Origin of the sequence: Pseudomonas marginalis (assembly GCF_900105325.1) — a bacterium.
Taxonomy (GTDB): domain Bacteria; phylum Pseudomonadota; class Gammaproteobacteria; order Pseudomonadales; family Pseudomonadaceae; genus Aquipseudomonas; species Aquipseudomonas marginalis.
The window spans coordinates 1,377,272-1,398,714 of sequence record NZ_FNSU01000003.1 but is presented as its reverse complement, the minus strand read 5'-3'; the positions used below and the strand labels follow the sequence as shown (position 1 = coordinate 1,398,714).

At 64.0% G+C, this 21,443-nt stretch carries 19 protein-coding genes; 14 read left to right on the top strand and 5 right to left on the bottom strand.

Going from position 1 to position 21,443, the window contains the following annotated elements; translation table 11 throughout:
* Nucleotides 1-73: 73 nt before the first annotated feature.
* The 4 genes from BLW22_RS15470 to BLW22_RS15455 are packed head-to-tail and all read left to right on the top strand — an operon-like array spanning nucleotide 74 to nucleotide 6,335.
* A complete protein-coding gene (locus tag BLW22_RS15470; RefSeq protein ID WP_074846969.1) occupies nucleotides 74-1,195 on the top strand; it encodes an AAA family ATPase in 1,122 nt (373 codons plus the stop codon).
* On the top strand, nucleotides 1,192-1,638 hold the full coding sequence (locus BLW22_RS15465; RefSeq protein ID WP_027608539.1) for a bpX5 domain-containing protein: 447 nt from the start codon (nucleotides 1,192-1,194) through the stop codon (nucleotides 1,636-1,638). Before BLW22_RS15470 ends, BLW22_RS15465 begins: the two co-directional genes overlap by 4 nt.
* The gene (locus tag BLW22_RS15460; RefSeq protein WP_074846968.1) at nucleotides 1,625-3,451 is read left to right on the top strand and encodes a hypothetical protein; all 1,827 of its coding nucleotides are present in this window, start codon (nucleotides 1,625-1,627) and stop codon (nucleotides 3,449-3,451) included. The genes BLW22_RS15465 and BLW22_RS15460 overlap by 14 nt, the downstream gene beginning before the upstream one ends.
* Nucleotides 3,444-6,335, top strand: a complete 2,892-nt coding sequence (locus BLW22_RS15455; RefSeq protein WP_074846967.1) for a bpX6 domain-containing protein — start codon at nucleotides 3,444-3,446, stop codon at nucleotides 6,333-6,335. The genes BLW22_RS15460 and BLW22_RS15455 overlap by 8 nt, the downstream gene beginning before the upstream one ends.
* Here BLW22_RS15455 and BLW22_RS15450 read toward each other — a convergent pair.
* Nucleotides 6,322-7,221: a LysR family transcriptional regulator gene (locus tag BLW22_RS15450; protein ID WP_065928017.1), complete on the bottom strand. Its 900-nt coding sequence runs from the start codon at nucleotides 7,219-7,221 to the stop codon at nucleotides 6,322-6,324. The two genes, BLW22_RS15455 and BLW22_RS15450, sit on opposite strands and share 14 nt — an antisense overlap.
* Nucleotides 7,222-7,564: 343 nt before the next feature.
* Between BLW22_RS15450 and BLW22_RS15445 the strand changes: the two genes are divergently transcribed.
* The 8 genes from BLW22_RS15445 (at nucleotide 7,565) to dctM (ending at nucleotide 16,065) form a co-directional block, all read left to right on the top strand.
* Complete coding sequence (locus tag BLW22_RS15445; RefSeq protein ID WP_074848176.1) at nucleotides 7,565-8,383, top strand: HTD2 family dehydratase; 819 nt, start codon at nucleotides 7,565-7,567, stop codon at nucleotides 8,381-8,383.
* Nucleotides 8,384-8,412: 29 nt separating this feature from the next.
* On the top strand, nucleotides 8,413-9,576 hold the full coding sequence (locus BLW22_RS15440; RefSeq protein WP_065928018.1) for an acyl-CoA dehydrogenase family protein: 1,164 nt from the start codon (nucleotides 8,413-8,415) through the stop codon (nucleotides 9,574-9,576).
* Nucleotides 9,577-9,586: 10 nt separating this feature from the next.
* On the top strand, nucleotides 9,587-10,936 hold the full coding sequence (locus tag BLW22_RS15435; RefSeq protein ID WP_065928019.1) for an MmgE/PrpD family protein: 1,350 nt from the start codon (nucleotides 9,587-9,589) through the stop codon (nucleotides 10,934-10,936).
* 9 nt (nucleotides 10,937-10,945) lie between these two features.
* Nucleotides 10,946-12,139, top strand: a complete 1,194-nt coding sequence (locus tag BLW22_RS15430) for a CaiB/BaiF CoA transferase family protein (protein ID WP_074846966.1) — start codon at nucleotides 10,946-10,948, stop codon at nucleotides 12,137-12,139.
* Nucleotides 12,140-12,153: 14 nt separating this feature from the next.
* A complete protein-coding gene (locus BLW22_RS15425) occupies nucleotides 12,154-12,966 on the top strand; it encodes an HpcH/HpaI aldolase/citrate lyase family protein (RefSeq protein WP_074846965.1) in 813 nt (270 codons plus the stop codon).
* A 155-nt stretch (nucleotides 12,967-13,121) separates the two neighbouring features.
* Complete coding sequence (locus BLW22_RS15420) at nucleotides 13,122-14,105, top strand: TRAP transporter substrate-binding protein (RefSeq protein ID WP_074846964.1); 984 nt, start codon at nucleotides 13,122-13,124, stop codon at nucleotides 14,103-14,105.
* 47 nt (nucleotides 14,106-14,152) lie between these two features.
* Nucleotides 14,153-14,785 carry a TRAP transporter small permease gene (locus tag BLW22_RS15415; protein ID WP_065928023.1) on the top strand — a complete coding sequence of 211 codons (633 nt, stop codon included), beginning with the start codon at nucleotides 14,153-14,155 and terminating at the stop codon, nucleotides 14,783-14,785.
* Nucleotides 14,785-16,065 (top strand): C4-dicarboxylate TRAP transporter large permease protein DctM, encoded by a 1,281-nt coding sequence (gene dctM / locus BLW22_RS15410; RefSeq protein ID WP_065928024.1) that lies wholly within the window; start codon nucleotides 14,785-14,787, stop codon nucleotides 16,063-16,065. The genes BLW22_RS15415 and dctM overlap by 1 nt, the downstream gene beginning before the upstream one ends.
* Before the next feature lie 89 nt (nucleotides 16,066-16,154).
* On the opposite strand, the gene ampC is transcribed toward dctM, so the two are convergent.
* Nucleotides 16,155-17,309 (bottom strand): class C beta-lactamase, encoded by a 1,155-nt coding sequence (gene ampC, locus BLW22_RS15405; protein ID WP_074846963.1) that lies wholly within the window; start codon nucleotides 17,307-17,309, stop codon nucleotides 16,155-16,157.
* Between the two features lie 127 nt (nucleotides 17,310-17,436).
* Between ampC and BLW22_RS15400 the strand changes: the two genes are divergently transcribed.
* On the top strand, nucleotides 17,437-18,315 hold the full coding sequence (locus tag BLW22_RS15400; protein ID WP_074846962.1) for a LysR family transcriptional regulator: 879 nt from the start codon (nucleotides 17,437-17,439) through the stop codon (nucleotides 18,313-18,315).
* 159 nt (nucleotides 18,316-18,474) lie between these two features.
* On the opposite strand, the gene yghX is transcribed toward BLW22_RS15400, so the two are convergent.
* Both yghX and BLW22_RS15390 read right to left on the bottom strand, forming a co-directional pair.
* Entirely contained in the window at nucleotides 18,475-19,362 is an 888-nt protein-coding gene (yghX, locus tag BLW22_RS15395; protein WP_065928028.1) for a YghX family hydrolase, read from the bottom strand.
* A 44-nt stretch (nucleotides 19,363-19,406) separates the two neighbouring features.
* A complete protein-coding gene (locus BLW22_RS15390; RefSeq protein WP_065928029.1) occupies nucleotides 19,407-19,901 on the bottom strand; it encodes a PaaI family thioesterase in 495 nt (164 codons plus the stop codon).
* 86 nt (nucleotides 19,902-19,987) lie between these two features.
* Between BLW22_RS15390 and BLW22_RS15385 the strand changes: the two genes are divergently transcribed.
* Nucleotides 19,988-20,545: a YceI family protein gene (locus BLW22_RS15385; protein WP_074846961.1), complete on the top strand. Its 558-nt coding sequence runs from the start codon at nucleotides 19,988-19,990 to the stop codon at nucleotides 20,543-20,545.
* Here BLW22_RS15385 and BLW22_RS15380 read toward each other — a convergent pair.
* Nucleotides 20,542-21,432: a DMT family transporter gene (locus BLW22_RS15380; protein WP_065928030.1), complete on the bottom strand. Its 891-nt coding sequence runs from the start codon at nucleotides 21,430-21,432 to the stop codon at nucleotides 20,542-20,544. The genes BLW22_RS15385 and BLW22_RS15380 overlap by 4 nt on opposite strands.
* Nucleotides 21,433-21,443 lie beyond the last annotated feature (11 nt).

The window sequence follows — 21,443 nt, the reverse complement described above, 5'->3', positions numbered from 1 at the left end:
TTTATGTAACAACGCTTTGCTAATACCTTAGCCTCAGGCAAGATTCCTTGCTTTGGTTTCAGGGAAGACACCCATGATTGCTGAGTTGCACAGCGCTGCCGCGCAAATTCGCCATGCCGTGCGTGCGGCCACCGAAGGCCTGGTCGGGCGTGAGCAACTGGCCGAGCTGATTGTATTGGCCGCCGTGGCTCAGGAGCACATCCTGGTCATCGGGCCACCTGGCACCGCCAAGAGTGCCGTGGTGCGGCGTGTGGCGCAGTCCATGGGCGGGCGTTATTTCGAATACCTGCTGGGGCGCTTTACCGAACCCTCGGAATTGTTCGGTGCGGTGGACTTGAAGAAACTGCGCGAAGGCACCGTCGAAACCGACGTCAGCGGCATGCTGCCGGAAGCCGATATCGTCTTTCTCGATGAGGTCTTCCTCGGTTCGACCGCCATCCTCAACACCCTGCTGGGCGTGCTTAACGAGCGCCGCTTTCGCCGTGGACACACCCAGATCCAATGCCCGCTGCGCGTGTGTGTCGGTGCTGCCAACGGCCTGCCGGACGACGAAGCGCTGGCGGCGTTCGGGGATCGTTTCCTGTTGCACCTGTTTGTCGAGTCGGTGCCGGATAACCAGTTGGAGGCCATGCTCGCGGGTGGCTGGCAGTCGGAACAGCGGCCGGTGCAGCAGTTGCTCGGTTTGACCCAGTTGGACACCCTTGGCCATGCGCTGAAAAACGTTGACCTCAACCCCGTACGTCCGTTACTGGCCCAGGCTATCCGCCGCCTGCGTGAAGCCGGCATTCAGTTATCGGACCGGCGTATCGTCAAGTCTCAACGGCTGATCGCAGCGGCTGCCTTGCTGGGCGGGCGCCTGGAAGCCAGCGATGCCGACCTGTGGCCGCTGCTGTACGTGCTGCCGACCCAGGAAAGCCAGCAACACGGTCGTGAAGTGCTGCGCGACCTGTTTGCCGCCTCCAGTAACCGTCATTTGTTCAGTGCGGTGGAGGAAGCCACCTTGCAGCCGATGTCACGATTCAATCGCCTGTTGGAAACCGCCGAAGATTACCTGGCACGCACCGAGCCACCGGCGAGCCCGGCGCTGGAAGGCCTGCTGCGCGAGATTGACGCCAACTTCAACAGCCAGACCCTGCCTGAGCCGTTGCGACAGGTACGCGGGCAATTGGCGCGACTGCTGACGCCCACGCCATGAGTGCAGCGTTGCAGCGTTGGACCTGGCGCCCACGGCAGGTACCGACCGAGCCGCAGGCCGCTGTCGCCTGGGGTGACGCTGCTCGGCTTCTGCACGCGCGCTTGTTACAGCTGCCGGACGAACAGGCTGCGCGACTGCAAGCCACGGCCAGCGGTGAAGTGCTGGTGGTTACCGGCGCCGGTGTTGACCTGCCCTGGGTCGACGGGGTGGCCTACGCCGCACCGGGAGATGTCGCGCCAGGGCTGTGGTTGCCCACCAGTTGGGAGCCGACAGCTGCGGTAGATGTGCTGGGCCAGGCCCTGGCGGCACGCTTCAAACGTTCGCCGTTATTGCTGTGGCGTGAACCGCAGGCCGTGGTGCCGCTGGATCGCTTGCTGCCCGTCAGCCCCGATCATTTGCGGCGAATCGCTGCTCACTGGGGGATGCCCGATGCAACTGCCTGATGCCCTGCAACCCTGGCGGCAGTGGCTGGAATGGTTTGCGCCCGAGCACCTGCCAGTGTTCGCCGATCTGCTGGGCCGTCTCAACCCGCTGCTCGGCCCACTGCGGGGCAGGCAACAAGGCGGTGTGCCGGAGCCTGATGGCCTGGGCGACCTGCAACGCCGTGGCCCCTATGAGCGTCTGCTCTCCAGTGAATGGTTGCTGGCAGAGGAGGTACCCGATGAGTTTCTCCGCCGTGCGGTGGGGGGCGAGCATATGTTCCTCACGCCCCAGTACCGTGCCCGTGAGGCCAACCGCCTGATGGTGGTGCTGTTCGACGCCGGTCCCTTGCAGTTGGGGGCCGCACGCCTGGTGCATATCGCATTGCTGATGCTGTTGGCGCGGCGTGCCGAAGAGGCGGGCGCCGAGCTGCGTTGGGGGCTGCTGCAAGGCCCGCCGGTGTTGCATGAACTGGATTCGCCGGCACAGATCAAGCGTCTGCTTAACGCCCGCACCTATGAAGGGGTGAGCGACAGCCATTGGTATGCCTGGCGCGACTGGATGGCCGCGCAGGATCGTCCTGTGGGTGAATGCTGGATGGTCGGGCAACGCTTGCCGGTCGCCGACGCCAGGCATTGCAGCCACCGGGTCCAGGTCAAGCGCAGCCTGGATGGGCGTAGCCTGTCGTTTGAGTTGCAGGCAGGCCAGACGCGACGGGTGTTGCTGCCGATGCCGCAGGCGCAGCACGCGGTGCAATTGCTCAAAGGGCAGTTCGATCACGAGGTCAAGGCACCGCCCGCCACCAAGACTGGTGTGGTGCCGCGCGTGGTCCTGACCTTGCCGCCGGTGATCTCAGGCTCCGGCAGCCATGTCGCCCTGCGCATGCTGGATGAAACCGGAATGGTGGTGATCAAGCTGCCGTCGAGGAACCAGAAAAAATCCCTCGAGGTGCGTCGGCGCCTGTGGTCAGGCCACCAACGCGCGCTGAGTATGAGCTTTCACTACCGCAGCCTGGGCGCGGTGCTCAGCAGTGACAACACCTTGAACTTCTGGAACATACCGGGCATTGCCCCGATCGACAAACCACCCGCCGAACGACTGCACCTTCCTCCAGGCACCGCGACGTTCCTGCCCTCGGTGTGGTTGCGCAGTCAGAAAAGCGAACGGCTCTACCTGCTGGACAGCAAGGGCCGGCTCGCCTGCTGGCAAGGCGCGGTGCTCCGCGCTCCGGCGCGTGAGGGCTGCGAGATCACCGACAATGTCATCGACCTGGCCCAGGTCGACACCTTGACCCTGGCCTACGCCCGCAGTGAAGGCGGGCAAGTCGTCGTGTATGCGGCTACGGGCGATGGGCTGAGGTCCGGTGGTTACGCGGTGGGTGCGGCCAATGGCGTGAGCCAGGTGCTGTTTGCAGGCACCGCCTATTGGCGGCAGTACTTTGGCGGCTGTGCACTGCTGGCCGATAATCTTGGCAGCCAACGTTGGCGCGTGGTCACCCACGACAGCTTCCCCTCGAAAAAAGCCCAGATCGACCTGGCCCCCGGCTGGAAGGCCATCGGCCTGCACCATGAGGTTGGCCCCCAGGAACTGCACGCGCTGGTACTGCTGGGCCCGAACCAGCACACCGTCGGTTTGTATATCGAAGGGCAGCAGCGTGTGCTGTTCACCACCTCGGCAGCGATTGCGCGGGCAACGTTCTGCCCGATGAGTGGCCTGGTTGCCGTTATCACCAGCGCCCGTGAACTGTTGGTGTATTCGGTGCCCGAGCGTGCCATGCGCCTGCAAGTGCTGTGTAACCAGGTCGCGTTGTTAACCCATGAGCGTGAGCATGCTTGAACAGGACGCAATGCTGATCAGGCGCCCGCTGCTGACGGGGCATCAACACATTGATGGGCTGTGGTTTTCCAGCGACCGCTTGGATTTGCACGAGCGCGCCGGCTTGATCCTCGAATACTGGCAGCCCGGCGCCCGTGCCTACCGCTTTGCCGACGGCGATGTGTTGCAGTTCGCGCGGCCTGAATCGGTGTTGTGCGAAACCCTGGTCGGTTGGCCGCTGGTGCGCCAGGGCCGTGGTTTGTCCTCCGCGCTGCTCGACCCGCAGGAGCTGCGGGCCTTGCCGGCTGCCGACCTGTGGCTGGTGCGTGGCAGCCAGGTGCAGGCCTTGCAGTTGCGCGATGCGCAGTTGCTGGCGCCTGGGCAGTGGCTGGATATCAGCGCCTGCACACTGTTGGATACCTTCGACTGCCATGCACCGGTACTGGAACCGGTGCCGCCGCTGCGGGTCACCGATGTGCGTGAGATTCTCGGCGGGGCACTGGGGCCCGTCAGCCCGGAGCGGGAAGGGGTGATGCAGGCGCTGATCGAACGTCAGCGCCATGCGCCGAAGAGCCCGCCGGCCAAAGCGACCGCGGCTGGCAACGGCGAGTGGGACTCACGCGAGCCAGCCTCGTTCCCGGCACTCAAGCTTGGCGCGACCTTGGCGCTGGTGACTGCTGTGCTGTGGATGGCCAACCAGGGTCAGCACGCGCCCTTGACACCCATGCCAACGCTGAGCAGCGACCAGGTTTTTGCGGTGGTCGGCGTGACGTTGGTCGGTGGGCTGTTCTTGACCGGCTTTTTATGGGGCCTGAACCGAGCCCTGCGGCGTGGGCGCACGCCAGTCTCCGGCACGCCAACAGCACCGGTCGCCCCTGGCATCGCTGCGCGCAGCGAACCGCGCCGGCACAAACCCGCTGCGTGGCGCCGCTGGCTGACCCGCCTGACCCTGCATTCGCGCTTGTCCACGTTGTATGGCAAGCGTCAGGCTGCTTATGTGCGGCGGATGCTCGAGATGTTCGAGGACGGCAATTTCGAAGAAGCCTTGCGCCATGCCATTCCCTTGAAGGGTGAGCAGTCCGGTGACGAGCAGAGCTTTGGAACCCCCCAACGCCGCCAGGACCTGGCCCTGGACCGGCAAAACGGGGCAAGCCGTTCGATGTTCTTCGAAGAGGGGATGACCGAGCACCTGCGCCAGGTCTACCGCCAGAGCTATGAGCGCCTGGACCGCGCCGGGCGCATTGAAGAAGCGGTGTTTATCCTCGCCGAGTTGCTCAAGGAGCGTCAGCAGGCCCTCGATTACCTGGAAAAACACGCGCGCTATCAACAAGCCGCCGACCTCGCCCTGGCCTGGGATATGCCACCTGGGGTGATCGTACGCCTGTTGTGCCTGGCCGAGAACTGGCAGCGCGCCTTGCTGGTGGCGCGCCGTGACGATGCCTTCGGCGATGCGGTGCTGATGCTCCAGGCCAAATCACCGGAAACCGCCGACCGCCTGCGCCTGGAGTGGGCCGAAGCGTTGATCGCCAAGGGGTTGTGGCTGCAAGCGGTCGATGTGATCTGGAGCCTGCCGGCTGAACGCCCACGCGCCGCGCAATGGCTGCTCAATGCCGAATCGGCCGGTGGGCGCTTGGCCATTGGCGCGTTGGTCAAGCGCGCCATCCTGCTGCCGGACACCCTGGAGGCGTACGGCGAATGGGTCGAAGACGTGCGTGACGACCCCGCGCGCGGCAGCGAGCGCGCCGCCCTGGCCGAGGCATTGCTGGAACATAAAGCCCAATCCTCGGCCCTGGCCTGGCTGGCAGGCGCTACCGTGCACGCGATTCTTGCCGACCAGTTCAGTGGGCACGGGCGTCTGAACTTCAATCAGTTGCAGGCGCTGGTCAAAATGAGTCGGGATAAATTGCTTCAGGCGGACTTGCCGGGCCAGGCGCTGAAACGTCCAGCCGTTGTGTCGCTGGACCGCGTGGGCAGCACGCTGGAGTGGTCCGCACCGGCGTCGGGCAATCGGCCGATCCTGGATGCCGTGCCCCTGCACGATGAGCGTTACCTGTTGGGGCTGGGCGAGGCCGGCGCGCTGGTGGTGGATGCGCAGGGCAAGACGCTGTTTCATTTTGCGGTGCCGGCGCAGCAGATTGTCATCGGCCACAGCCGCCAAGTGGCCTTGGCGCTGACGCGTCGAGACCGGCTGTGGCGTATCAGCAAGCTGGACCTGGTAAGCCGCACGGCCACGGACCTTGGTGTCTTGGCGCTGGACGTATTTGCCAAGGTGTTTGACGGCACTGCCTGGACCGTCGGCCGTGACCGGGAACTGAGGGTGGTGGACGTCGATCGTGAGTTTGAAACGTTATGGCACGTGGGCGATCTACCGGCACGGGTGCATGCCCTCGAGACGGATCAGCACAACGAATACCTGTGGCTGTTGGAAATGGGCGGGATCCTGGCGCTCTGGCATTATCGTTTGCCGGAGCGTCGCTTGATCAGTCGCGACCCTGGAATCGATGTCATAGAAGCGGATTTCGGGCTACCCAGTGCAACCGGTCAGGCGGCGCAATACTTGATCAAGTACGACAGCGAAGGGCCGCCGGTCCTCGTCCTGAAGCAGGGTGGGGCGCGCAAGGGCTATCGTTTGCCCGGCAACCTGCGGGAGGAGGAGTGGGATCAAACGGTCTGGCCATTCCTGTTCGAGGACTGGCTGCTGATTCGCTATGGCGTGGAGGAAGAGGCGACCCGTTGGCATTTCATTCATCGCGCCAGCGACCGGCTCTGCGTCAGCCTGCACTGGCCACAAGCGCAAGTCCAGGCGCGGCGCCTGGGGACGGACTGGCTGTTATTCGATGATCAAGGCCGCTTGAGCCACATCAACCTCGACCACGCCAGCCAGCACAACCTCACCCTGCATTGACCGTTTCCGGCATCAACGTGGCAATCAATGCCCGTATGGTGCCGGGCAGTGCCTCAAGCTCCCTGACCAGAATACTGCGCTCGCGAATCGCCCACGGCTCATCCAGCGTCACCGCCACCAGTTGCATGGTGCGGCTGTGCCGTACGGCGGCGGACTCGGGGATGATGCCGATGCCCACGCCCGCTTCGACCATCCGGCAAATCGCCTCGAAACTCGACACCTGGATACGCAGCGACAACTGCTTGCCCAACCGCTCGACGTGTTCACGCAGGAAGCTGAGCAAGGTGCTGCCTTCATGCAGGCCGATATGCTGATAGGCCAGGGTCTGTTCCAGGGTGACCGAGGCTTGATCGGCCAAGGCGTGGCCGACGGGCACCATCAGCACCAGTTTGTCGGTGCTGAAGTGCAGCACCTGCAAACCCGCCGCCTCCACGGGGCCGGCGATGATGCCCATGTCGCTGGTGCCATCCAGCACGCCGCGCACGATATCGCGGGACAAGCGCTCCTGCAGGTCGACGGTCACGCCAGGGCGCTGGGACAGGAAGCCGGCCAGCACCTCCGGGAGGAACTCGGTGACCGCCGTGGTGTTGGCGAAGATGCGGATATGCCCGGCGGAATCCACGCCGTATTGGGTGAACTCACTCTTGAGGTAATCCACCTGGCGCATGATCAACCGCGCATGGTGCAGCAGCCGTTCGCCCGCAGGGGTGATCTCTACGCCACGGCTGTCACGGTACAGCAGGCGCGTGTCGAGCTGGCCTTCCAGCGCCTTGATCCGCGCACTCGCGGCGGCCGGCGAGAGGAACGCGCGCCTGGCGCCCTGGGTCAGGCTGGGGGATTCGGCGATATGGATAAACAGGCGCAGGTCGGCCAGGTCGAAGTGCATGCAAAACTCCCGTATGAATGAATGAACCCGGTAGATACCGTCCTATCCAACACCGCCCAAATCCCCGTAGCAGCTGTCGAGCGCAAGCGAGGCTGCGTAGGCCGCGACTCGGTCCTGAATCGACAGCGCGCCCGACGCAGCCTCGCCGGGGCTCGACAGCTGCTACGGGGATTGCGCGGTGCGGGATAAGACGGTATCTACGGATCTGGGCCGCGCGGGTGTTATGTCGGGGAAAGAGCGTTCAGCATAGCCGAACGCTGGTTTATTGAAATGCAAATTCTCAGAACGGGCCGGCGCTTGCATGATCCGGGGCAGACACTCACTGCCCGAGGACCTGTACCTGATGAGCGCTACTGACTGGATCGGCCGAAGCGAAACCGCCCACGACCACCTGAGCCATAACCTGCTCAAACGCATTGCCGCCACCTTTGGCGAAGCCGTCCCCGAGCAGGGCGCAGTCCTGCCGCCGCTGTGGCAGTGGTGCTTCTTCCAGGACCCGCTGCCGGAAAGCGCCCTGGGCGGCGACGGCCACCCGGCCCGTGGCGGCTTCCTGCCGCCGGCGGATAACAGCAATCGCATGTGGGCGGGTGGGCGTATCGAGTTCCTGCACCCGCTGCGGGCCGGCGAGGCGGCAACCCGTGTGTCGACCATCACCCAGGTCGAAGAAAAGACCGGGCGCAGCGGCTCGCTGTTGTTTGTCACCGTGCGCCATGACTATGCCCAGGAAGGTCGCCTGGCGATCCGCGAAGAACAGGACATCGTCTACCGCGAGCCGACGCCGCCCAAGCCGGGCAGCGGCGAGGCCCTGGCCCAGGGCGAGTGGCAGGAAACCATCGACCCCACGCCGACCCTGCTGTTTCGCTACAGCGCCGTGACCTTCAACGGTCACCGCATTCACTACGACTACCCCTATGTCACCGGCACCGAAGGCTACGCCGGGCTGGTGGTGCATGGCCCGCTGATCGCGACCTTGAGCCTGCGCGCGTTTTGCCGCGCCCATCCCGAAGCCAGCGTGCGGCGCTTTGCCTATCGCGGCGTGCGCCCGTTGATTGCGCCGCAGCCGTTCGCAGTGGGCGGTCGCATCAGTGAAACCGGGGCGGCGGCGTTGTGGGCGGGGAATGCCGATGGCCTGGCGCAGACCGCTGAAGTGCATTTCGAATAAGCCAAGAACAACAGGCGGAGAGCCGTGAGATGAACCCGAATGACAACGAAGCACTCAATGCCATCCGCGACGGCGTGCGCGCCTTGTGCGCCGCATTCGACGCGGCCTACTGGCGCCGGATCGACGAAGAAAAGGGCTTCCCCGAAGCCTTCGTCAAGGCGCTGACCGACGCCGGCTGGCTGTCGGCGATGATTCCCGAGGAGTACGGCGGCTCCGGCCTGGGCCTGGCCGAAGCCTCGGTGATCCTCGAGGAGGTGAACCGCTGCGGCGGTAACTCCGGCACCGTGCACGGGCAGATGTACAACATGTTCACCCTGTTGCGTCACGGCAGCGAGGCGCAAAAACGCTTCTACCTGCCCAAGCTCGCCAGTGGCGAATTGCGCCTGCAATCCATGGCGGTCACCGAGCCCACCACCGGCACCGACACCACCAAGATCAAGACCACCGCGATCAAGCGTGGCGACAAATACGTGATCAACGGCCAGAAGGTCTGGATCTCGCGGGTGCAGCATTCCGACCTGATGATCCTCCTGGCGCGCACCACCCCGTTGGCACAGGTGAAGAAAAAGTCCGAAGGCATGTCGATCTTCCTGGTCGATCTGCGTGAGGCCATCGGCAACGGCCTGACCGTGCAGCCCATCGCGAACATGGTCAACCACGAGACCAATGAGTTGTTCTTCGACAACCTTGAACTGCCCCTCGATAGCTTGATCGGCGAAGAGGGCAAGGGTTTCAAATACATCCTCGACGGCCTCAATGCCGAACGCACCCTGATCGCCGCCGAATGCATCGGCGATGGCCGCTGGTTTATCGACAAGGCCAGCGCCTACGCCCGCGACCGCGTGGTGTTCGGCCGGCCCATCGGGCAGAACCAGGGCGTGCAGTTTCCGATTGCCGAAGCCCATATCGAAGTCGAGGCGGCCGACCTGATGCGCTGGCGCGCCTGTGCGGAATACGACAGCGGCGTGAATGCCGGCGCCAGCGCGAACATGGCCAAGTACCTGGCGGCCAAGGCGTCCTGGGAAGCGGCCAATGCCTGCCTGCAGACCCACGGCGGCTTTGGCTTTGCCTGCGAGTACGACGTCGAGCGCAAATTCCGCGAGACGCGCCTGTACCAGGTGGCGCCGATCTCCACCAACCTGATCCTGTCCTACGTGGCCGAGCACCTGCTCGAGCTGCCACGCAGCTTCTGAGGGCCTGCCCATGAGCCATACCCAAGCCCTGTGTCGGTTCCTGGCCGACCTGGCCTACGAGCAGTTGCCCGAACCCGTGCTGGCGCGCACCGAAGACCTGTTCCTGGATTGGCTGGCGTCCGCGTTGGCCAGCCAGGGCGCGCACCCGATCCCGTTGTTCGAGCGCTATGCCCAGAAGATGGGCCCGAGCAGCGGCCCGGCGCAGGTGATCGTCAATGGCACCGGCAGCAGCGCGTATTTCGCCGCACTGGTCAACGGCGCCTCGTCCCACCTGGTGGAACAGGATGACCTGCACAACAGCTCGGTGCTGCACCCGGCCACCGTGGTGTTTCCCGCTGCCTTGGCCGCCGCCCAGGACCTCGGTAAATCCGGCCGTGACGTGTTGCTGGCCTCGGTGGCCGGCTATGAGGCCGGGATCCGCATCGGCGAATTCATGGGGCGCTCCCACTACCGCATCTTCCACACCACGGCCACGGTGGGCACCCTGGCGGCGGCCGTGGCGGTGGGCAAGTTGCTGGATTTCAATCAGGACCAGTTCATCCATCTGCTCGGCAGCGCCGGCACCCAGGCCGCCGGGCTGTGGGAATTCCTGCGCGATGCCGCCGACTCCAAGCAACTGCACACGGCCAAGGCGGCCGCGGACGGTTTGCTCGCCGCGTACCTGACGGCGGATGGCCTGACCGGTGCGCGCAATATCCTCGAAGGCGACCAGGGCCTGGCGGCGGGTATGTCCACGGATGCCGAACCGAGCAAGTTATCGGCTGGCCTTGGTAGCCGTTGGGCGCTGCTGGAGACCTCGTTCAAGTTCCACGCGTCGTGCCGCCATACCCATCCGGCCGCCGATGCGTTGCTGGCGTTGATGCAACGCGAAGGCCTGGAGGCCGTCGATATCGCCCGTGTGGAAACCCGTGTGCACCAAGGCGCCATCGATGTACTGGGGCGGGTAAGCGTGCCGACCAGCGTGCATCAGGCCAAGTTCTCCATGGGCACCGTGCTGGGGTTGATCGCCGTGCATGGCAAGGCCGGGCTCACCGAGTTCCATGAATCGGCGTTGACCGATCCCGCCGTCGCCGCCTTTCGCGACAGGGTCAGCATGACCCTCGACCCCGAGGTCGATGGCGCCTACCCGCAGCGCTGGCTCGGCCGCGTCACCGTCACCACGGTTGACGGCCGCACCCTGCACGGCGCCATCGACGAGCCCAAGGGCGACCCGGGCAACACCCTGAGCCGTGCAGAACTGGCGGATAAATTCCAGCGCCTCGCCCGGTTCAGTAACGCTCGCACACCGGCCCAGGCCGCCGCATTGATTGCCAAAGTCTGGGATGTGCGCAACGCCGCGTCCATGGCCCACTGGCTCTGAGGAACTGTCATGACTGACCCACGACCGCTGGACGGCATCACCGTTGTCAGCCTGGAACACGCGATCGCCGCGCCCTTTTGCACCCGTCAACTGGCCGACCTCGGCGCCCGCGTGATCAAGATCGAACGCCCCGGTGCCGGTGATTTCGCCCGTGGCTACGATGAGCGCGTGCGTGGCCTGGCCTCGCATTTCGTGTGGACCAACCGCTCCAAGGAAAGCCTCACCCTGGACCTCAAGCAGGACGACGCCGACGCCATCCTCGACAGCCTGCTGGCGGATGCCGATGTGCTGGTGCAGAACCTTGCACCGGGCGCGGCGGCGCGCATGGGCCTGTCGTTCGAGGCGCTGCATGCACGCTTTCCACGGCTGATCGTCTGCGACATTTCCGGCTATGGCGAAGGCGGGCCCTACGAGAAAAAGAAAGCCTATGACCTGCTGATCCAGAGCGAGGGCGGCTTTTTGTCGGTGACCGGTGGCCCGGGTGACGAGCAGATGGCCAAGGCCGGTTGCTCCATCGCCGACATCTCCGCCGGCATGTACGCCTACAGCGGCATCCTTTCCGCGCTGCTGTTGCGCGGCAAGACGGGGCAGGGCAGCCGCATCGACGTGAGCATGCTCGAAAGCCTGGTGGAGTGGATGGGCTATCCGATGTACTACGCCTTCGACGGTGCGCCTCCACCCCCGCGTGCCGGCGCGGCGCACTCGACCATCTACCCCTACGGGCCGTTTCCCACCGGCGACGGCGGCACGGTGATGCTCGGTTTGCAGAACGAGCGTGAATGGGCAGCGTTCTGCGACAAGGTGCTGCTCACACCTGGACTGGCGACGGATGAGCGCTTCAGCGCCAACTTCAAGCGCTCGGCCAACCGCGAGACGCTGCGCCAGATCATCGTCGACAGCTTTGCGCAACTGGACGCCGAGGCCGTGATCCAGCGCCTGGAGGATGCGCAGATCGCCAGCGCCCGCGTCAACGATATGCAAGGCGTGTGGGACCACCCGCAGCTCAAGGCCCGCGACAGTTGGCGTGAAGTCGCAAGCCCTGCCGGGCCGCTGCCGTCGCTGCTGCCGCCGGCGCGCAACGGGGCGTTTACCCCGCGCATGGACGCCGTACCGGCGCTGGGGCAGCACAGCCAGGGCATCCTCGAGCAGCTCGGTTACTCCGGCGATGCCATCGACAGCCTGCGCGCGCGCGGCGTTATCTAATAAGGAAGTCCGTTATGCCAAACCCTCTTGTGCGCTCTGCGCTGTTTGTTCCCGGCAGCCGACCGGAGCGATTTTCCAAGGCGCTGGCCAGTGGCGCCGACGCCGTGATCGTGGATTTCGAAGACGCGGTGGAAGAGCCGCTCAAGCGCCAGGCGCGGGATAACCTCGGGGCGTTCCTGCAAAGTCACCCGCAGGCCCGGGTGTGGGTGCGCATCAACGCGCCGGAACATGCCGAGCATTTTGAAGATGTGGCGTTCTGCAAAGCCCACGTCAACGTGGCAGGTGTGCTGTTGCCGAAAGTGGAAAGCGCGGCCCAGGTGGCGGTGGTCGCCGCTGCGGGCAAAGTGATCTGGCCGATTATAGAAAGCGCACGGGGCTTGCTGGCGGTGGCCGACATCGCGGGGGCGCCGCAGGTCGAACGCCTGTCATTCGGCGGCCTGGACCTGGCGCTGGACCTCAACTTGAGCAGCAACTCCCCGGCCGCGCAGTTCGCCCTCGACCAGGCACGCCTGGCGCTGATCGTGCATTCCCGCGCGGCTGGCCTGGTGGCGCCACTGGATGGCGTGCACCCGGCCATCGACGATCCTGAAGGCCTGCGCCGTTCGATCCGGCATGCCTATGAAATGGGCTTTGCCGGCGCGTTGTGTATCCATCCCAGGCAGGTGGCGGTGATCCATGAAGCGTTGGCGCCCAGCGCCGCCGACCTGGCCTGGGCACGGCGGGTGGTTGACGCCGGGGCGCATGGGGCGGGGGCTTACCAGATTGATGGGCAGATGGTGGATGCGCCGGTGTTGTTGCGGGCGCAGCGGTTGCTCGCACAGTTATAGCTGACGGAACCGAATCAAATGTGGAGGGGGAACTGCATTTTTCTTGAGGTTGGTGTTCGGCGTGGCCGAACGCAGGTATCAAAAATTCGAAATTCACTACACGCGTCATATCAGGCACCTTGCCCTACAACACAACAATAAGAAGGTGATTTTCCATGCTCAAGCTTTCTCGGGCGCTGTTCTGCGCCGCCACCTTGTTTGCCGCGGGCCTGGCCCAGGCGGCGGACCCGATCGTGATCAAGTTCGCCCACGTGGTCGCTGAAAACACCCCCAAGGGCCAGGGCGCGTTGCTGTTCAAGAAGCTCGCCGAAGAACGCTTGCCCGGCAAGGTCAAGGTCGAGGTGTACCCCAACTCGTCACTGTTCGGCGACGGCAAGGAAATGGAAGCCCTGCTGCTGGGCGACGTGCAGATGCTGGCGCCGTCCCTGGCCAAGTTCGAGCAATACACCCGGCAAGTGCAGATCTATGACCTGCCGTTCCTGTTCAACGACCTGGCCGCCGTCGACCGCTTCCAGGCCGCCGAGGGCAAGCAACTGCTGACCTCGATGCAGAACAAAAACATCCTCGGCCTGGCCTATTGGCACAACGGCCTCAAGCAACTCTCCGCCAACAAGGCACTGCATGAACCCAAGGACGCCCGTGGCCTGAAGTTCCGCGTGCAGGCCTCCAGCGTGCTGGAGGAGCAGTTCAAGGCGATCCGTGCCAACCCGCGCAAGATGAGCTTTGCCGAGGTGTACCAGGGCTTGCAGACCGGCACCGTGAATGGCACCGAGAACACCTGGTCGAACTATGAAAGCCAGAAGGTCAACGAAGTGCAGAAGTACTTCACCGAATCCAACCATGGCCTGATCGACTACATGGTCATCACCAATGCCACGTTCTGGAACGGCCTGCCGCCGGACATCCGCGGCACCCTGGAGCAGGTCATGGTCGAGGTCACCGTCGAGGTGAACAAACAGGCCGAAGCGCTGAACCAGTCGGCCAGGCAGAAGATCGTCGAGGCCAAGACCAGCGAAATCATCGAGCTGACCCCCGAGCAACGCCAGTTGTGGCGCGAAGCGATGCGGCCGGTGTGGCAGAAGTTCGAAGGGGAAATCGGGGCTGATCTGATCAAGGCGGCGGATGCCTCCAACCATTGAATCCGGTTTCCGCCCTGACATCTCATTTGCTTTCGCGAGGTTTTGCCATGCAAACGCTAAGGCGCGTCTGGGAGCACCTGGAGGAAGGCTTTATTGCCTTCCTGCTGGCGGCCATGACCCTGGTGACATTTGTTTACGTCATGCTCAACAACATCTACACGCTGTTCTTTGCCCTGTCTGACAAGTGGGCGTGGAGCAGCACGTTCTTCGGCGCGCTGGGCGACCACACCATGACCTGGGCCCAGGACATGACCTGGAGCGTGGCGCTGACCAAGGCCATGTTCGGCTGGCTGATTTTCTTCGGCATTTCCTATGGGGTGCGCACCGCCGGCCACCTGGGGGTGGACGCGCTGGTTAAGCTGACCCGGCGTCCGGTGCAGCGCGTGCTGGGCATGCTCGCCTGCCTGTGCTGCCTGGCCTATGCCGGGCTGTTCATGGTCGCCAGCTACAAGTGGGTCAGCGCGGTGATGACCGCCCATATCGGCGCCGAAGACCTCGACCAGTTCGGCATCGACGTGGGTGACATTGTGATCATCGTGCCCATCGGTTTTGCCCTGGTGTTTATCCGCTACCTGGAGATCTTCTACCGCATCTTTACCCGCCGTCAGGTCGGGTTGGGGCTGGCTGACGAGGCCGGTGAGGCCAGCAAATTGGCAGGCAGCCATGGGGAGCGTCACTGATGGCCGTGCTCTGTCTGTTCCTGCTGTTGTTCGTGTTCATGTTCCTCGGCGTGCCGATTGCCATTGCGCTGGGTTTGTCGGGCGCGGTGTCGATCCTGATGTTCAGCCCGGACTCGGTCAGTTCCCTGGCGATCAAGCTGTTCGAAACCTCCGACGCCTATACCTTCCTGGCGATCCCGTTCTTCCTGCTCTCCGGTGCGTTCATGACCACCGGCGGCGTGGCGCAGCGGCTGATCGACTTTGCCAACGCCTGTGTCGGGCATATCCGTGGCGGCCTGGCGATTGCGGCGGTACTGGCGTGCATGCTGTTTGCGGCGCTGTCCGGCTCATCCCCGGCGACGGTGGCGGCGGTGGGTTCGATTGCGGTGGCGGGCATGGTGCGCTCCGGTTACCCGAAGGAATTCGGTGCGGGGATCATCTGCAACGCCGGCACCCTGGGCATCCTGATTCCGCCGTCGATCGTAATGGTGGTGTACTCGGCGGCGACGGAAACCTCGGTGGGCAAGCTGTTCATGGCCGGGGTGATCCCGGGCTTGCTGCTGGGCCTGATGCTGATGGTGGCGATCTACATTGTCGCGCGCATCAAGAAGCTGCCGGCCCAGCCACGGGCGACGTTGGGTGAATGGCTGGGCTGTGCGCGCCGCGCCTTCTGGGGCCTGTTGCTGCTGGTGATCATCCTCGGCGGCATCTACAGCGGCATGTTCACCCCCACCGAAGCGGCGGCGGTGGCGGCGGTGTACTCGGCCTTTGTGGCGTTGTTCGTCTACAAGGACATGAAGCTGCGCGACTGCCCCAAGGTGCTGCTGGAGTCCGGGCGCCTGGCGATCATGCTGATGTTTATCATCGCCAATGCCATGCTCTTCGCCCATGTGCTGACCACCGAGCAGATCCCCCAGGAAATCACCGCCTGGGTGCTGTCCGAGGGCCTCACGCCGATTGGCTTTTTGATCATGGTCAACGTGGTGCTGCTGATCGCCGGCAGTTTCATGGAGCCTTCGGCCATCGTGCTGATCCTGGCGCCGATCTTCTTCCCGATCGCCATGAAGCTGGGCATCGACCCGATTCACCTGGGCATCGTGATGGTGGTCAATATGGAAATCGGCCTGGTGCACCCACCGGTGGGGCTGAACCTGTTCGTCACCTCGGCGGTGACCGGGTTGACGCTGGGGCAGACCATTCGTGCGGCGTTGCCGTGGCTGATGATCCTGTTGGTGTTCCTGATCATGGTCACGTACTTGCCGTTTATCTCGCTGGCCTTGCCGCACTGGTTGGGGATGTAGCGCGGGTCAGCAAGTGACTCGCTCCTGCAAAGTGTCTTAACTGACTGGTATTGGGGCTTGCCCCTCCCACATTGGTTTTGCGTCAGGCTCTATTGGTCCAGCGCACTCAAGATTGCATGGGCGACCTTTACCCGTTCGGCATTCGGGTAGTTCTTGTTCGCCAATATCACCACGCCCACTCCCTTGCTCGGCACGTACGCCACGTAGGCGCCAAACCCATTGGTGGAGCCGGTCTTGTTCACCAGGGTGTCGGCGTGGGGCGCCTGGGGCGGGGTCAGCCAGTTGACCGCGTGCGGTTCCATTGCCATGGGTGTGGAGTTGCCGGCCATCAACCCATCGAGCGGGATGGGGTAGGGGTACATTTCCCAGCCCAGGCCCTGGGTCATGCCGTCCACGCTGTAGTAACCCGTGTGAGTCACGCTGATCGCCTGCTGCAGGGTTTTATCCAGCGTCGCCGGGTGCATGTTCGCGTCAACGTATTTCAGCAAGTCCGCAGCGCTGGTCTTGATGCCGTAGGCCTCGCTGTCCAGGGCGCCGGGGCCGACGCGTACCGGTTTGCCATCTTTGCCATAGCCTTGGGCGTACAGGCTCATCTGGCTCTGCGGCACCTTGATGAAGGTGTGCTTGAGCCCGAGTGCGGGCAACAGGGTCTTTTCCATCGCCTGATCGAACGGCTGCTTGAGGCTCTGCGCCGCCAGGTAGCCGAACAACCCCAGGCTCGGGTTGGAATACAGGCGCTGGGTGCCAGGGGCGAAGTCGGGTTGCCAGTGCTGGAAGTAGCTGATCATGCGCTGGCTGTTATCCGCATTGGCGGGGAATTGCAGGGGCAAGCCGCCGGCGGTGTAGGTGCCGAGGTTGAGCACGCTGATGTGGTCGAACTTGCCGCCGCCCAGTGCCGGCAGGTAATGGCTGGCCGGGTCGGAGAGCGTGAGTTTGCCGCTGGCTACCGCGTAACCGGCCAGGGTCGCGGTGAAGGTCTTGCTCACTGAACCCACTTCGAACAGGGTGTTTTCGCTGACCGGCTGGCGGGTATCGGTGGCGGCGATTCCGTAGTTAAAGTATTGCGCCTTGCCGTCCCGCACCACGCCGACCACCAGGCCGTTAATCGACTGCTGCTGCATCAGCGGTTTTACATTGGCATCCACCACCGCCTGCAGGTCGGTGGACGCCAGGCAGTTGCCGGCGGCGATAAACACCGCGAGGGCGGTGAAATTACGCACGCCAGACAGTAAATGTTGGGGCATGATAACGCTTCCATGAGAATGATCGATTGAATAAAGAGCCTGCGCGGGCGAGGCAAATGTAGGCCGTTCGCCGGTCCTGGGCAAACGATGATATCTCGCAGCAGTCATTAGAAATATTGGGGTCAATATGCTCCGCTCCCACTTACCGTTGAACGCCTTGCGCGCCTTCGAAGCGGCCACCCGGCATTTGAGCTTTACCCGCGCCGCCATTGAGTTATGCGTGACCCAGGCGGCGGTCAGCCATCAGGTCAAGAGCCTGGAGGCGCAGCTCACTGTCACCTTGTTCAAGCGCCTGCCCCGCGGGTTGATGCTCACCCGCGAGGGCGAAACCCTGCTGCCGGTGGTGCGCGAGTCGTTCGACCGCATTGCCCACACCTTGGGTCAGTTCGAGGGCGGGCATTACCGCGAGGTACTCACCGTGGGCGCGGTCGGCACCTTTGCCGTCGGCTGGCTGCTGCCACGTCTGCCGGACTTCCAGAGCCGCTACCCGTTCATCGACCTGCGCCTGTCCACCCATAACAATCGAGTCGACGTGGCTGCCGAAGGCCTGGATTACGCGATTCGTTTCGGTGCAGGTGCCTGGCACGGCACGGATGCGCTGGAGTTGCTGGAAGCGCCGCTGACGGTACTGTGTGTGCCGTCACTCGCCGCGCAGTTGCACACGCCGGCCGACCTGTTGAAACACACGCTGCTGCGCTCCTACCGCGCGGATGAGTGGAGCCTGTGGCTTCAGGCCGCCGGACTGCCCGCCGACACCCTGGTACCGCGCAGCATCGTGTTCGACTCGTCGCTGGCGATGATGGAGGCTGCGCTGCAAGGCAGCGGCGTGGCGCTGGCGCCAGCGCTGATGTTTTCGCGGCAACTGGAAAGTGATGTGATTCGCCAGCCATTCGACGTCGGCATCACCACTGGCAGCTACTGGCTGACGCGCTTGCAGTCGCGGGCCGAGACCTCGGCGATGCTGGTGTTCAAGGACTGGTTGCTGGGGGAGGGTGGGAGTGTCTGAGTTTTCTTGGAGCATAAAGAAACATTAAGGTGGTGATGGTCAATGTGGGAGGGGCGGTGCGACGATTCGACTTGCCCCCGATAGCGGCGGGTCAGTTACCTCAATTGTTGCTGATACACCGCAATCGGGGGCAAGCCCCCTCCCACATGTTGACTGCATTCAGGCCAGGTATTTGCGGAACCAACCGAGTGTCCTTTCCCACGCCAGATTCGCCGCCGCCTCGTCATAACGCGGTGTCGAATCGTTATGGAAACCATGGTTGGCGCCCTTGTAGATATACGCTTCATAAGTCGTGCCGGCGGCCTTCAGGGCCTTTTCATACGCCGGCCAACCCTCGTTGATCCGCGTATCCAGCTCGCCGAAATGCAGCATGATCGGCGCCCTGATGCGCGGCACGTCCTTGGCTTCCGGCTGGCGCCCGTAGAACGACACCGCCGCGCCCAGTTCCGGGTACGCCACCGCCGCCGCATTGGTCACGCCGCCGCCATAGCAGAAGCCGGTGATGCCAACCTTGCCGGTGCTGCTGTCGTGGTGCATCAGCCATTCGATGGCGGCGAAGAAGTCGTTCATCAGCTTGGTCGGGTCGACTGTCTGTTGCAGCGCCACGCCTTTTTCATCGTTGCCGGGATAGCCGCCCACCGAGGTCAGGCCGTCCGGCGCGAGGGCGATAAACCCGGCTTTGGCCAGGCGCCGGGCGACGTCTTCGATGTAGGGGTTGAGGCCACGGTTTTCGTGGACCACCACCACGGCCGGCAGCTTGCCGGTGGCCTTGGCCGGGCGCACCAGGTAGCCACGCACGGTGCCGTTGCCCTTGGGCGAGGGGTAGGTGATGTAGTCGGCAACGATGTCCGGGTCGGTGAATTTCACCTGTTCGGCCAGGGCATAGTTGGGGCTCAGGGCCGCCAGCAGGGCCGAGGCGGTGAGGCCGCCAAAGGTGAACAGCGCCGCGCGGTCGAGAAATTCGCGGCGGTTGAGCTTGCCGTGGGCGTAGCCGTCGTAGAGTTCCAGCAGTTCGGGGGCAAAGTCTTTCGCGGTGAGACGAGTCATCGGTTCGGTCCTCGATTAGCGGTGCCAGTCAATGTAGACCAGGATCAGCTGTCACGGCCATGGGCGGCCGCAGCCAGTTCGCGGGTGTCGACGCGCACGAACAGCGAATCGCCGATGGCCGTGAGCACCTCGCCGGCGTACACCTCGCAGACCACGCGGCTTTTGCGGCCCACTTCGCCTTCGACCCGCGCACGCAAGGTGAGCGGAACGCCCATGGGAGTCGGCTTGATGAATTTGATCCCCAGGTTGCCGGTGACGCAGTCGATGCGCGGCAGGCTGCCGGGTTCGCGCTGTTCGGCACGGTAGTGGTAGGCCATGGCGGTCCAGTTGGAGTGGCAGTCCACCAGCATGGCGATCAGGCCGCCGTAGACCAGGTCGGGCCAGCCGCTGTATTTTGCCTCGGGGTGATGTTCGGCGATGAGATGGACACCATCGGCATCCCAGCGGCTCTTGATATGCAAGCCATGCGGGTTACTGCCGCCGCAGCCGTAGCAGATGCCTTCCGGCGCGGTGATGTCCTGTAGAGAAGGGGTGGGCATGCAGCGTCCTTATTGTTGTGAGCGACTAGTCTGTTTAGCAGGACAGGCACCTGATGGGAATACATCCATTTTTTGCGGAGCGTGGCATGAAGCGTCGAATTCTCCCGTTGGTCCTGGTCCTGGGTGTTATCGGCTGTGCCCAGGCGGCGGAATACACCGACGTCAATCGCACCGCCAGCCAGATCAGTTTTACCTATAAGCAGTTGGGGCAGCGGGTGTATGGCACCTTCGGCGACTTCGAAGGCACGCTGAGCTTTGACACGCAAAAGCCCGAAAGCGGACATGCCTTGCTCAAGATCCAGCTGGCGAGTATCGATGCCGGCAGCCCCGATGCGAACGACGAGCTGCAACGGGCCTCGTGGTTCGATACCGCGACCTATCCGGTGGGCGTCTATGAGTCCACCGCTGTAAAGGCCCTGGGGGATAACCGCTTCAACATCAGCGGCACCCTGACGATCAAGGGCACCACGCGCCCGGTGGCGGTCAACGTGGTGCTCAAGGAGCTGGATGGCATCGGCGTGTTCGACGGTGAGTTCATCCTCAAGCGCGGCGACTTCAGGATCGGCGAAGGCGAATGGGCCGGCAACAGCGTGGTGTCCGACGACATCAACATCAAGTTCAAGATGGTCGCGCCCCAGCGTTAGCGCGCGAACCGCTTGGCCCCGGCCACGCAGCCGATCACCGCGACCGTCACCAGCAGCATGCCCAGGCTGACCTGTTCATGCAGCAAGCCCGCTGCCAGCGCCAGGCCGAAGAACGGTTGCAGCAGTTGCAACTGTCCGACGGCGGCGATGCCACCCTGGGCCAGGCCGCGATACCAGAACACAAAGCCGATCAGCATGCTGAACAGCGACACATAGCCCAGGCTCAGCCAGGCCGGCAGGCTGATACCGCTGACGCTCGACGGCGCCAGCACCAGGCTCAACGGCACCACCACCGGCAACGACACCACCAGCGCCCAGCAGATCACCTGCCAGCCGCCCAGGCTGCGCGACAGTTTGGCGCCTTCGGCATACCCCAGGCCGCACACCAGCACCGCCAGCAGCATCAGTACGTCACCCGCCGGTGCGGCGCTCAAGCCCTGGGCGAAGGCGTACCCCATCACCAGCGCACTGCCGAGGATCGAAAACAGCCAGAACACCGGGCGTGGACGCTCGCCGCCACGCAGTACAGCAAACACGGCGGTCGCCAGCGGTAGCAGGCCGATGAAGACGATGGAGTGCGCGGAGGTCACGTATTGCAGCGCCAGCGCGGTGAGTAACGGAAAGCCGATCACCACGCCGAGGGCGACGATGGCCAGGGGCATCCATTGCTGGCGCGCGGGGCGTTGCTCCTTGAACAGCCCCAGCAAGGCCAGCCCCAGCAGCGCGGCAATGGCGGCGCGGATCATGGTCAGGAACACCGGGTCGAATTCCATCACCGCCAGGCGCGTGGCTGGCAGCGAGCCGCTGAAGATCACCACGCCGATAAAACCGTTGATCCAGCCTTGGGTGCGGGTGTCCAGGTTGCTGAGGGGGGCTGTACGTTCCATATGGGGTGTCC

Excerpts from the sequence above, each read along its gene's own strand:
- BLW22_RS15470 (WP_074846969.1), top strand. The coding sequence starts at position 74 with ATGATTGCTGAGTTGCACAGCGCTGCCGCGCAAATTCGCCATGCCGTG.
- BLW22_RS15385 (WP_074846961.1), top strand. The coding sequence starts at position 19,988 with ATGAAGCGTCGAATTCTCCCGTTGGTCCTGGTCCTGGGTGTTATCGGC.
- BLW22_RS15440 (WP_065928018.1), top strand. The coding sequence starts at position 8,413 with ATGAACCCGAATGACAACGAAGCACTCAATGCCATCCGCGACGGCGTG.
- BLW22_RS15460 (WP_074846968.1), top strand. The coding sequence starts at position 1,625 with ATGCAACTGCCTGATGCCCTGCAACCCTGGCGGCAGTGGCTGGAATGG.
- BLW22_RS15420 (WP_074846964.1), top strand. The coding sequence starts at position 13,122 with ATGCTCAAGCTTTCTCGGGCGCTGTTCTGCGCCGCCACCTTGTTTGCC.
- BLW22_RS15455 (WP_074846967.1), top strand. The coding sequence starts at position 3,444 with ATGCTTGAACAGGACGCAATGCTGATCAGGCGCCCGCTGCTGACGGGG.
- BLW22_RS15415 (WP_065928023.1), top strand. The coding sequence starts at position 14,153 with ATGCAAACGCTAAGGCGCGTCTGGGAGCACCTGGAGGAAGGCTTTATT.
- dctM (WP_065928024.1), top strand. The coding sequence starts at position 14,785 with ATGGCCGTGCTCTGTCTGTTCCTGCTGTTGTTCGTGTTCATGTTCCTC.
- BLW22_RS15465 (WP_027608539.1), top strand. The coding sequence starts at position 1,192 with ATGAGTGCAGCGTTGCAGCGTTGGACCTGGCGCCCACGGCAGGTACCG.
- BLW22_RS15425 (WP_074846965.1), top strand. The coding sequence starts at position 12,154 with ATGCCAAACCCTCTTGTGCGCTCTGCGCTGTTTGTTCCCGGCAGCCGA.
- BLW22_RS15380 (WP_065928030.1), bottom strand. The coding sequence starts at position 21,432 with ATGGAACGTACAGCCCCCCTCAGCAACCTGGACACCCGCACCCAAGGC.
- BLW22_RS15450 (WP_065928017.1), bottom strand. The coding sequence starts at position 7,221 with ATGCACTTCGACCTGGCCGACCTGCGCCTGTTTATCCATATCGCCGAA.
- BLW22_RS15430 (WP_074846966.1), top strand. The coding sequence starts at position 10,946 with ATGACTGACCCACGACCGCTGGACGGCATCACCGTTGTCAGCCTGGAA.
- ampC (WP_074846963.1), bottom strand. The coding sequence starts at position 17,309 with ATGCCCCAACATTTACTGTCTGGCGTGCGTAATTTCACCGCCCTCGCG.
- BLW22_RS15435 (WP_065928019.1), top strand. The coding sequence starts at position 9,587 with ATGAGCCATACCCAAGCCCTGTGTCGGTTCCTGGCCGACCTGGCCTAC.
- BLW22_RS15390 (WP_065928029.1), bottom strand. The coding sequence starts at position 19,901 with ATGCCCACCCCTTCTCTACAGGACATCACCGCGCCGGAAGGCATCTGC.
- BLW22_RS15400 (WP_074846962.1), top strand. The coding sequence starts at position 17,437 with ATGCTCCGCTCCCACTTACCGTTGAACGCCTTGCGCGCCTTCGAAGCG.
- BLW22_RS15445 (WP_074848176.1), top strand. The coding sequence starts at position 7,565 with ATGAGCGCTACTGACTGGATCGGCCGAAGCGAAACCGCCCACGACCAC.
- yghX (WP_065928028.1), bottom strand. The coding sequence starts at position 19,362 with ATGACTCGTCTCACCGCGAAAGACTTTGCCCCCGAACTGCTGGAACTC.